We start from the raw sequence: 10,263 nt of genomic DNA on the forward strand, positions 1-10,263 counted from the left end.
CTTAAAGGGGATAATATCATTTTTTAGGGCTTTTTTATCTGGCTTTAATGCCCCGAACACATAATAAAGCACTGAGGACGTAAAATGTATGGCGGTATTGATGATGCTCAATACCAGCTTATGCATCAGTTTATATAAAGTATCGCCGGATTAAGCCCTTATTTTATATCATATTTTCTTACCCTAATACCCAAGAGAAAAGGACGCCGCAGCAACACACGGTTAGTAATATTTTTATGTTAAATATCCAAAAACAAATAAGTAAAATAAGGTAAATATTATTGAAAGAAAAATTCCCCATAACGGTTTTTTAAAATGAATTCTAAGCAGGGAAAACATTGAAAAATCAAAAAATATTGTCCATTTTAATTTCCATCCATGAAAATAGTTAATATGGTCAAAACTTAGCAGGAATAATTCCACTATTAATAATGCAGCTACCCATTTTATTATATAAATGCATTTCTTAAGGAAACTTTCCTCTGGAAAATTTGACAGATAAATAATTGTATACAAAGGATTTATAATAAAAGTGTGGCACAAATGGATTGCAATATGGCTATTAAAGAAAAAATCATGTGAACTGAATTTCCATAAATGAAACTGGTATAAAGCAAATAATTTATATAGGAGACTCATTGCAACAATATAAATCATGGTAGGATAATAGCGTTGCCATTCCTTCCAATTTGCCCACCTTAAAGAAATAAGTAAAAGAATAATCCCAATTGTAAAATGCAACCTTCTGCCTCTTCCTCTCATTGATGTAAAAATTATTATATAATTATCATTTCCATTCCGATTACTTAAATTACATATTTTTACATTTTCCTGCTTTCGTTAGCGATCTTCACTAAATTCACACTGCTTTTTACCGATGGTAAACAGAATACATATAATGTAATGGATCTTTCTTCTACTGGAAAAAATTATTGCCATATTATTTTCGAAATTTATAGTCAATTTGGTTAATTAGTATGATAAAATATAAAAATTAATTTGAGTTTTTGCCAGGGAGCGAGGATTCTAATGTTAAATGCTCGAATGACTGTTATCATACGTGAATTAATGAAAGCGCATACTCCTCTTACAAGTGAATATCTAGCAAATGTTCTTGATGTCACATCAAGAACGATTCGAAATGATATGAAAGACTTGGAATCAACTGTTTCTGATTTTGGTGCTTCCATTAAATCTATTCGAGGTACGGGATACCAGCTTTCAATCCTTCGATAGGAAAGAACATTTGAAGTTTCATTTGGAGCGCCTCTTCATATGAATATCCTGAAAGTTTTTCAAAAGCTGGATTCACTTGTAGTAACAAACCTTTTAAATCTAGAACGAAAATAGCATCTTGGTTACCATTAAACAGATTTTCATTTTTCATCATATTTTCTTCTATATACTCTTTTAATAATTGCCTCTTTTCACTTTTCATTTCTTCATTATGGCTGTTCATCTCTTACTATAAGTTCCTTTCCCCATATTATATGAATAAAAAAGCCAAGATGAGTAAGAATTCTCATCTTGGCTTGTGTTTAGCTCAAATATTGTCTAACTCACTTCCGCCTTTATGAAGTTGGTGATAGGATTAGCGCGATAGCACTCTTATCCAAGTTAAAATCCCAATCCACAAAAATATCATTTACTTTTGTTTTAAGAATAGTTTCAAATTGATTGCTATTATGCAATAATCTTTTCTCAAGATTTCGTTTTGCCAACTTTAATGTTTCGGAGTTTCCTAATCGAATTAATTCTCTTTCGATGGGAACCAAAATTTCTTTTCGAATTACGACTAATGTTCTTGGGTTTAATCGAATGGAATGGATTTCTTCTGGCTCCTTTTCGGCTTGAATACTGATTCTTCTTATTTCTGAGTGAATATTTTCTTTTCCTTCATAGTTTTCATCATTTAAATGATTAATTTCCTTTGAAGAACCAAAACAAACAAAAATACCACTTTTATTATGAATTCCCCAATCGTAATAAAATTCACTGATTTCCATGCCAGTCAATATTTTAATATAGGCCTTAAACTCAGGAATAAGTGTTTTCATCAACATATCTCTCGTCCTTAATACCATGGCTTCTTGACCTTGGGATAATAAGACACTTTCAGAGGGTGTGATAAAATTTCGTAAATAAACAGTCACGGTTGATTGATAATTAGAAACAAAAACAGATTCAGGCCCTTTTCCAAAAAATTCTCGAAGCGTTCTTCCGATGTAACTTGCTAACTCCAAATTCACCTGATTTTTTTCCAAAGAAAATTCATCCTTTTATAAGATAAAAGCTTTATTTCTTTTATCCCTTTTTTATTTTAAATATTTTCAGAAATCTTTTCAATATTTTCTAATATTACCATCGACCTTTCCTTAATTTGTCCCAATAAATCGATATTGTATGCGTTTAAAACTGAATTTATTAGTTATTGCGATATCATCGAATAGGTTAAAATAACCAAATTTTCCTAGAAATAGACTAAAAAGATTGAAAAGTTAATTGTTTGAATATAAAATAATCAAAGGATAGAAGAAAAAATGCTTTTATCTAAATGGATTGCATCTAATTACATAATGTGTTTTTTACTATATAAATAAAGGTCATAATGATGGTAATGAGCTAGACAACATACATTGAGCTAGACATAAGTCAAGGTGGGATGATGATTCCTATCTTGACTTTTTTTATTTTTCGATAAATAAAGAGGGAGAATCATAAAAATGATAAAGATTGCAATTGTGGATGATAACATTCAATTAACAGAGTTACTTAAAAATTACTTATCTAGTCTTGATGATATGGAAGTAATGGGAGTTGCCTACAATGGCATAGAAGGAATGGGGTTATTAAAAAGGGAACAACCAGACCTTGTTATTTTAGATTTAATTATGCCTTATTCCGATGGACTCTCTTTATTAAAAAAACTTGATAAAGAAAAAATCGATACAAATGTTTTAATACTAACTTCTATGGGAAACGAGGATATCATAAAAAAAGCCAGCGAATTCGGGGCATGCTACTTTATGTTAAAACCTGTTGAATTATCCCATTTATCCAATACAATTAGAAATATTTGCCCAAAACAGAAAGAGTCGTCCTTTGTAAATACAAACACAGAGAAAAAAGAGTTACTCCATAATAAAAAAGGTCAAAATATAGAAAATCGAATCACAAATGTATTACGTTTGATGGGGATTCCAGCAAATTTAAAAGGATACTTTTTTTTGAGAGAGGCTATTCAAATGGTATTCAGTAACTTTGAGATATTGCTGGGATGGGGAGGTATAACAAAAGTAATATATCCCACCATTGCAAGTAAATATCATACCACCCCCAGCCGAGTTGAAAGAGGAATTCGACACTCAATTGAAGTTGGATGGAATCGTTCAAGTAATGAGGTACTAGAGTTGTTATTTGGTAACACACTAAACACATTTAAAGTTAAACCCACTAATGGCAAATTTATCGCTATGATTGCCAATTATTTGAGAATACAACAGGATTGTTAAGGTAACTCGATAAAACTGTCTTCTTCAGTTGCCTGCCCGTAAGCTATCCATGCAGCACAAAATCAGTGCTGCACTACAGAAAATGAAATTGATTAGAACGTATCAATTAAAAGTCCCAAGAAAAGGCACAAATAATTGTGCCTTACAACGGTATGGGTTTGCCCTAAATACATTAAATAATATATTCTATTGTGTTTATTCTGGTTTTGATTATTAACAACAATTTTCCTTCTTGCTAACCTCCTATTTTACTTTATAATCATTACTAGCAAGGGGGAGTTAGATGGAACAAGAAAATACTTTAACAAAATTAAAAAACTACGCAAGAAAACTAAAACAAAATTTATTCGTTCTTTATTTATCATACAAAGATAATAGAGTACCTTGGTTCGCTAAATTGGTTGCTATTTGTGTAGTTGCTTATGCATTTAGTCCTATAGATTTGATCCCTGACTTCATTCCTGTATTGGGTTATCTCGACGACCTAATTATTGTTCCGCTGGGCATTTCACTGGCACTAAAATTAATACCACCTTACATTATTGAAGAAAACAGAGAAAAGGCTGAAGAAATTAGGAAAAATGGAAAACCAAAAAACTGGTTTGTTGCCGTACTATTCATTCTGATTTGGATTTTATTTGCGTTTTGGGTTGGTAAATTATTATACGGTATATATCGTTGAAAATAATTATTAAATAACATTTAGGGATATGCTTCTTTGCATATCCTTCTTGAAACTGACCTGCACGTTAGTACAACAAGCAAAAAAGGATCGCAGCACCCATCCCTTGTTCTTCAGCCCACGTTAGTTGAATTGCATTCTTTTTATATTTTCTTTTGAGATTCCTGCTTCTATATAACTTCTTATCAATTTCCAATCATCAGAACTTCCTTTTTTAAAGGTTTGGAAAAATAAATTTACAGTATTTAAGCTCTTACCTTTTACTACCATAGTTGCAGATATTATCAGTAACATTTCATCAATTCTTATTGGGATACTAGAAATTTCATTCAGTTCCCATTGGGCGTTATTTTCTCTAACAAAATTAAATCCTTGTTCCCACCCAAGTATTGATTCCTCAAATCCAAAATCAACTATCTCACCATTTGTGATTTCTCTTCCTTTGTAATCTTTTGATATTAAATCCCTTAATTTAGTTATAGAAGAAGAACGCCAAATATCTAAATATGTATCTAGAAATTTTCTAAATGAATTATCCATAATACCCCCCTAAAATAGTGCTTATGCATAAATTCTATATTTTGAAGGAGGATTCCTTTATTGAACTGAACTGCCCCGTTAGCACCACAAGAAAATAAGACAGCCGCAGCGATCCATCTTAAACTCTTGCACCGTTTAAGTAGAATATTTCACAATCCTCTTGAAAGGCACCAGCTTTTTTATTCTGATTCAATAACGATTTGTTGAGGACTATTAATATCATCAAGTTTGAGATAAATCCCACGGTCATGAAACGCAACATTACTGATTCGAATTGGTTGTGACTTCAAAAAGAGAACAAGGTCAAACAAAGTTTCCCTGTCGCTTTTCCCACCTTTCAGACCGACTGTATATCCACCGTTACATTCCCGATTATTAAGATTTTCCTTAAAGCAGTAAAAACTTTGATCATAAGCTCCAACTGTCAAACCAAATTCAAGCTGATACCCTCTTTTTTCAACCCCTTCTTCAATCGCTTTAAATTTATCATAGTCTCGTTGAAACAATGAAACATTTACGATATTGTAATCATTGAATAGCACTGCTTTTAAAGTTTCTTTATCACTTAATCGTGACAAACCCAATAACTCTATTGGAAAATCCAACGATTTTGTTTTCAACGTGAGTGAATCTGGTGAAGGATTATATGCATTCAACAAACCAATGAAATGAATCAATGTGCTAACTGACTTGTCATCATACAAATTAATATCCTTTTCATAGATCGACGATACATGAAGACCCTCGGCAAAGGAAAACTCAACATCATGAAAACCTAGCATTTCTAATTCACTTTTATTTACATTCCAAAATTTATTACCTAAAATAGCCGCTTTTTTCTGCTTTTGATAATCATCCCCAGTAACTCTCGAAGAAAATAGCCCTTTCAGGTGCACTTCAAACGTTACGGGAATTTCTTCTTTACTTTTCAGAACAAACGTGCGTTCTCCCATGTTTCCTTCATTAACATCTTCGCGTTTTTTAATCGTTACCCCAATGCCGTACTCTTTTTTTACATAATCTCTGACAATCTGATCCACATCATTTTCAGATTCACAAGCTGATAGTGAAAACAATAAAACAAGTATTAACCAAAATGCAATTCTATTTCTCATTTTAATCTCTCCTGAAATTTCAGTTAATCTTTTTGTTGAATTTTTCCTATTGGATGGTTATTTGTATAAAATTGATCTCCTACATGTTCTTAATAATAATTACATTATAAGTCGATTTCCTTCTTGAATTAAACTGCCTTCGTTAGTCGAATAGAAAAAGGCTGCTTTTAGGAAAGCACCCTTTAGTGTAAGTACATCTTTTCACATTTAATTTAAATCAACCTGCAAGTATAGCTGATCAAATACGTTTCATGAAGTCATTTTTGGGTGGGCACATGAAACTGGACATATTTTAAAGAATCCAGCTGCAACAATATATGATGTCTTCTAGTTTGAATATCCTTTTTTTAATTTAGTTATGAAACTAAGCCGATATTATACGTTAAAGAAGATTAGCTTTTCGTTACATTAACAGAGCCTTTCTAATTAAAAATTATAGGAAAAGTAAATGTAACGAAAGCTGCCCAAAGTCCGTAGACCGGCAAATACTTAGTAACGGCATCTTGGATAGCTGAAGGTCTGGATTTGTTTTGTAGAAAACGCATATAGGAGAACATAATCCAAATTAGATTTGCCCAGATAAGTATGTTTACTCCTAAAACAGCAAGTCTATTTGGGGTAATCCCATAAGAAGAAAGTCTGAACACGATGGCTGACAAAGCCACACTGTCAATGATAAGCGCAAGAACAATTAAGGCTAAATTTATATAATCTGAAATGTTCTTTTTCTCGTCAGAATCGCTTTCGGTAATGGAAAATATGGTAACGGCCAATACACCAAGGAGTATTCCATTGAAGGCTATCAGGAAATTGCGGTCCATGAATGGATTTTTTCCGACCCATATTACCGTTATAAGATAGACCAACAATGTGACCAGGACAAGTGGACTAAAAATTTTAGCTATATATGGTGTAATATTCTTAGCAAGTTTAAGATTCATTGATACCAGGTTTGCGGCCACAATAGCAAGAGCTGCAGCACCAAATAAAACGACATTACTAAAATAGAAGTCTTCTATATCCAAGCCAACAAACCTAAATAACTGCATGGTTAATGCTGCTAGCACCATTCCGCTAACTGCCATGCTGGCGTAAAGAATACAAAATTCCAAATTAAATTTAATATAGGCTAATCTTGCATAGTCTTTTGAATATTCATTTCCTGTAAATGCAAGCCCTACCAATACCCATAAGAATATGGGAAGGTGCAAATAAGCAAGGATAGTACTGTCTTTATCATTTAATGGCAGCATATTAAGATAAAACCCGGAAATGAGGAACAACGCTGCAAGGGAATAAATAACACTTTTTTTCGGAGTATTTTTGTAAATAAAATAGGCAGCAATAAAGGGAATTATACCAAAAGCCAGGTTAATTGGAGCAATTGCTTCCTGTTCGACAAAATGGAAAATGATCCTGGTGCTTATCCCGGCCAAAATGGCTAAAATGCCCATGAATAAGAAACCTTTTTGAAACAAGGAGGATTTTTCCGTATTTTCCTCCTCCTTGAAATGCAATCTTTCATACCAAACGCCAAGAACCTGAGAATCAGGATTTTGTTCCCATGCGTTTGAGAATGACTTTTTAAAAGCTTTCGGATCTTTTCTATACATTCTCTCCAGCTCATGAGGATTAGACATATTTTCAATTATCAAATTGTTAATGTCCATAGTTATACCTCCCCTAATCATTGTTATATTAAGTTTCCTCCACAATGTTTAACTGTCTTCGTCACTTTTGTATTCTAAAATATCTCCAGGCTGACATTCTAAAGCCTTACAAATTGCCTCTAAAGTGGATAATCGAATCGCTTTTGCCCTTCCATTTTTCAATATAGAAAGGTTCGCCATCGTTATTCCAACCTTCTCAGAAAGTTCTGTTACGCTCATTTTCCTTTTTGCTAACATCACATCAATATTGATTATAATTGCCATTGTTATTCACCTCAGACCGTTAAATCATTTTCTGATTTGATATCAATTGCTTCTTGTAAAAGTTTTTGTAGAACAGCCGCAAAGACTGCGATCACCATTGAAGCAAAAGGAACCACCAATCCGATAAAGATAACTCCTGGTGCGTCGTCTACTTCAGCAAAAATATAGAAGAGAGGCCAAACCAGCACATGCAAAATACTGATTGTAATTGCACAGTATTTGATTTTCTTTAAAGCTTTTACAGATAAATCGGAGAAAGCTTTATCTTTGTCAATATAGCGTAAGAGTTTGAAAGCCTGATACAAAGCAAAGTAAAAAGGGATTGCCGATGCATCAAAAACGATGAAAGCGAGATATTTTATTAAAGCAAACTCTGGAAGCAATTTTGCTGCAATATTCGCCATCTCAGGCACCAAAAAGATGCACAAAGCCAGAACGGGGACTCCTAAAAAAATAACAGCTATTTTTAAAAATAACGTTGTTACTTTTCCCATAAAAAGCACCTCACTTATTTATTCTGATTTTGATTTTAATATACATTTTATCGTTTTACAATAAATTATTATTAATTCTAACAATATTTTTGTTGTATTGTTGTTTTGTTTTAAGCAAAAATAAAAGCATTCCTCCATCAAAGAAATGCTCTGTAACTTTAAACCATTAAATTTATAACTTGTACAATTAACCCGCCCCGTTAGCATAACAAGCAGAAAAGACCGCCGCAGCGATTCATCTTGAACTCTAGCACCCGTTTGTTTAAGTGCAGTATTTCACAATCTCTATAGAACAAACAATATTAAAACGCCATTATTAGTTGAGAACTAAAGGAAGGTATCTGCAAATTGTTCTTCTGAAATTACTTTTAATCCATTTCTTTTTAGTAAAGCAGAAGTGACTCCCATCCCCATAATTTTTTTCCCCGTAAATTCACCGTTATATGTGGTTGAACTGCCGCAAGATGGGCTATTTTCCTTTAGAACCACCAAAGTCGCATTTAATTCTATAGCTTGTTCAAGCGTAGAATATGCTCCTTTTATGTAAAGTTGGGTAACATCTTTACCTGATTTATCAACTACTTTAGCGTTTCCATCCAGAACATCTTCTCCGTTTCCACCAATTATCTCAGCTGGTTCTCTTGGCGTTGAAAACCCACCAAGTAATTCAGGACATATTGTAATAGCTTTATTTTCTTCTACCAATTTACTTATTTTATCATTTAAACAATTTGTCCCATTATATCTCACATATAACCCTGCTAAGCAGGAACTCACCAATATCATTTACTAACCCCTTTCTGCTAAGTCCAATTTTACCAAATATTTTTTTGTTCAACTCCTGCTGTTTGTTGACTAAGAAAGGGGATCGCCGAAGCGTCCCCATCTTTAACTCTTGCCTCCATTTGTTGAGTTGCAACCAATTTATTTTAACTGTTGTTACTACCTGTTATATCATTACTGGACTTTTCAAAGCATAGATTAACTGTCCTTTCCTTTGAACGAGTACGATGCATTGTATTCGCAGGAATTGTAAAAATTTCACCTGGTTTCAAAGAAACTGTTTCATCGTTTTCAAAGTCAATGAAAAGTTCACCTTCCAATACATAGAATAATTCATCACAATTTTCGTGTTTATGCCAGTGGAATTCTCCGTTTATAACAGCTATTCGAAGAGCGTGGTCATTAACTTCACTCACAATAAAATTTGTATATTCGTTTTGATTTTCTATTAATTTGTGTAAGTTTAACACTTCTAATTGTCCTTTTTTCAGCATACTCTTTCTCCTTTGCAATACTTTATCAAAAGAGTTAGTTCGACAAAAGAGTGGAATAACCTTTTTTTCTTCAAATAACCTGCCTTCGTTAGCTCAATAAAAACAGCCGCCAATATAGCAGCTGGTGATTTTCAATTCTTGCACCTTTAGTTGAAGAAGAACGGGTTACTTATGATTAGCAACCACTATTTGAAGCCTTTGATCTTAATTTTATCCCAATATTTTTCTGCTTCTGGGATACAATCCAAGACTTCATTTGCTATAACCTCAAAAATATTTTCATTAGAATCAGGTGCATCATACCTAAACCATTCTCCACCATTAAGTCTCGGTCTGTTGTTTAAGTCGTGGGCAGTTACTTTATTCTGCGGAACTATCTTACCCCAATGGGTGGTAATTCCATCTGAAGGACAAACTGCCACTTCGATAACAAATCCCCCGCCATATCTGTCAAATTGAAACGTTAGAAGGTCAATTTTATTTCTTTAATTCGACGGAAATGTGGAAATGAACCTTTAAACCCATTCTCTCTTAAGATTGGTATTACTATTTTCTTTAAAGAAGAAACCATATTATCTTTTTCAACTGACATTTTATAATATCCTCGATTCTAAAAAATGAACTCTTTTCCGTATAGATTCTCCCACAAATGAACATATTACTTCTTCAAGTAACCTGCCCAGTTAGTCGAAATCGAGTAGAGGGAAAA

14 protein-coding genes are annotated in these 10,263 nt (G+C 33.0%); 3 read left to right on the plus strand and 11 right to left on the minus strand.

The window, feature by feature from the left end; translation table 11 throughout:
- Positions 1-234: 234 nt before the first annotated feature.
- A complete protein-coding gene (locus ACIFOT_RS28440) occupies positions 235-762 on the minus strand; it encodes a CBO0543 family protein (protein ID WP_430071162.1) in 528 nt (175 codons plus the stop codon).
- 267 nt (positions 763-1,029) lie between these two features.
- Between ACIFOT_RS28440 and ACIFOT_RS28445 the strand changes: the two genes are divergently transcribed.
- On the plus strand, positions 1,030-1,236 hold the full coding sequence (locus tag ACIFOT_RS28445; protein WP_430071165.1) for an HTH domain-containing protein: 207 nt from the start codon (positions 1,030-1,032) through the stop codon (positions 1,234-1,236).
- Here the strand turns inward: ACIFOT_RS28445 and ACIFOT_RS28450 are convergent.
- A complete protein-coding gene (locus ACIFOT_RS28450) occupies positions 1,196-1,459 on the minus strand; it encodes a PAS domain S-box protein (protein WP_430071168.1) in 264 nt (87 codons plus the stop codon). The genes ACIFOT_RS28445 and ACIFOT_RS28450 overlap by 41 nt on opposite strands.
- A 112-nt stretch (positions 1,460-1,571) precedes the next feature.
- The gene (locus ACIFOT_RS28455) at positions 1,572-2,264 is read right to left on the minus strand and encodes a DUF2294 domain-containing protein (RefSeq protein WP_430071172.1); all 693 of its coding nucleotides are present in this window, start codon (positions 2,262-2,264) and stop codon (positions 1,572-1,574) included.
- Positions 2,265-2,723: 459 nt separating this feature from the next.
- Here ACIFOT_RS28455 and spo0A point away from each other — a divergent pair, with 459 nt between their 5' ends.
- Both spo0A and ACIFOT_RS28465 read left to right on the plus strand, forming a co-directional pair.
- On the plus strand, positions 2,724-3,512 hold the full coding sequence (spo0A, locus tag ACIFOT_RS28460) for a sporulation transcription factor Spo0A (RefSeq protein WP_430071176.1): 789 nt from the start codon (positions 2,724-2,726) through the stop codon (positions 3,510-3,512).
- A gap of 283 nt (positions 3,513-3,795) precedes the next feature.
- The gene (locus ACIFOT_RS28465) at positions 3,796-4,194 is read left to right on the plus strand and encodes a YkvA family protein (protein ID WP_430071179.1); all 399 of its coding nucleotides are present in this window, start codon (positions 3,796-3,798) and stop codon (positions 4,192-4,194) included.
- Between the two features lie 123 nt (positions 4,195-4,317).
- On the opposite strand, the gene ACIFOT_RS28470 is transcribed toward ACIFOT_RS28465, so the two are convergent.
- The 8 genes from ACIFOT_RS28470 to ACIFOT_RS28505 form a co-directional block, all read right to left on the minus strand.
- Positions 4,318-4,734, minus strand: coding sequence for a flavoprotein (locus tag ACIFOT_RS28470; RefSeq protein ID WP_430071182.1), 417 nt, complete (start codon positions 4,732-4,734; stop codon positions 4,318-4,320).
- A gap of 179 nt (positions 4,735-4,913) precedes the next feature.
- Positions 4,914-5,849 (minus strand): hypothetical protein, encoded by a 936-nt coding sequence (locus tag ACIFOT_RS28475; protein WP_430071186.1) that lies wholly within the window; start codon positions 5,847-5,849, stop codon positions 4,914-4,916.
- Between the two features lie 422 nt (positions 5,850-6,271).
- Positions 6,272-7,519, minus strand: a complete 1,248-nt coding sequence (locus ACIFOT_RS28480; protein WP_430071189.1) for a DUF4153 domain-containing protein — start codon at positions 7,517-7,519, stop codon at positions 6,272-6,274.
- Between the two features lie 48 nt (positions 7,520-7,567).
- Entirely contained in the window at positions 7,568-7,783 is a 216-nt protein-coding gene (locus ACIFOT_RS28485) for a helix-turn-helix domain-containing protein (protein WP_430071192.1), read from the minus strand.
- An 11-nt stretch (positions 7,784-7,794) separates the two neighbouring features.
- Positions 7,795-8,277, minus strand: a complete 483-nt coding sequence (locus ACIFOT_RS28490) for a DUF2975 domain-containing protein (RefSeq protein ID WP_430071195.1) — start codon at positions 8,275-8,277, stop codon at positions 7,795-7,797.
- A gap of 327 nt (positions 8,278-8,604) precedes the next feature.
- Positions 8,605-9,063 (minus strand): DUF523 domain-containing protein, encoded by a 459-nt coding sequence (locus ACIFOT_RS28495; RefSeq protein ID WP_430071197.1) that lies wholly within the window; start codon positions 9,061-9,063, stop codon positions 8,605-8,607.
- Between the two features lie 143 nt (positions 9,064-9,206).
- A complete protein-coding gene (locus ACIFOT_RS28500; RefSeq protein ID WP_430071199.1) occupies positions 9,207-9,554 on the minus strand; it encodes a cupin domain-containing protein in 348 nt (115 codons plus the stop codon).
- Between the two features lie 185 nt (positions 9,555-9,739).
- On the minus strand, positions 9,740-10,030 hold the full coding sequence (locus ACIFOT_RS28505; RefSeq protein WP_430071201.1) for a DUF4304 domain-containing protein: 291 nt from the start codon (positions 10,028-10,030) through the stop codon (positions 9,740-9,742).
- Positions 10,031-10,263 lie beyond the last annotated feature (233 nt).

The organism is Neobacillus sp. NRS-1170, assembly GCF_050468025.1.

Excerpts from the sequence above, each read along its gene's own strand:
- spo0A (WP_430071176.1), top strand. The coding sequence starts at position 2,724 with ATGATAAAGATTGCAATTGTGGATGATAACATTCAATTAACAGAGTTA.
- ACIFOT_RS28465 (WP_430071179.1), top strand. The coding sequence starts at position 3,796 with ATGGAACAAGAAAATACTTTAACAAAATTAAAAAACTACGCAAGAAAA.
- ACIFOT_RS28475 (WP_430071186.1), bottom strand. The coding sequence starts at position 5,849 with ATGAGAAATAGAATTGCATTTTGGTTAATACTTGTTTTATTGTTTTCA.
- ACIFOT_RS28500 (WP_430071199.1), bottom strand. The coding sequence starts at position 9,554 with ATGCTGAAAAAAGGACAATTAGAAGTGTTAAACTTACACAAATTAATA.
- ACIFOT_RS28470 (WP_430071182.1), bottom strand. The coding sequence starts at position 4,734 with ATGGATAATTCATTTAGAAAATTTCTAGATACATATTTAGATATTTGG.
- ACIFOT_RS28490 (WP_430071195.1), bottom strand. The coding sequence starts at position 8,277 with ATGGGAAAAGTAACAACGTTATTTTTAAAAATAGCTGTTATTTTTTTA.
- ACIFOT_RS28450 (WP_430071168.1), bottom strand. The coding sequence starts at position 1,459 with ATGAACAGCCATAATGAAGAAATGAAAAGTGAAAAGAGGCAATTATTA.
- ACIFOT_RS28485 (WP_430071192.1), bottom strand. The coding sequence starts at position 7,783 with ATGGCAATTATAATCAATATTGATGTGATGTTAGCAAAAAGGAAAATG.
- ACIFOT_RS28480 (WP_430071189.1), bottom strand. The coding sequence starts at position 7,519 with ATGGACATTAACAATTTGATAATTGAAAATATGTCTAATCCTCATGAG.
- ACIFOT_RS28440 (WP_430071162.1), bottom strand. The coding sequence starts at position 762 with ATGAGAGGAAGAGGCAGAAGGTTGCATTTTACAATTGGGATTATTCTT.
- ACIFOT_RS28445 (WP_430071165.1), top strand. The coding sequence starts at position 1,030 with ATGTTAAATGCTCGAATGACTGTTATCATACGTGAATTAATGAAAGCG.
- ACIFOT_RS28495 (WP_430071197.1), bottom strand. The coding sequence starts at position 9,063 with ATGATATTGGTGAGTTCCTGCTTAGCAGGGTTATATGTGAGATATAAT.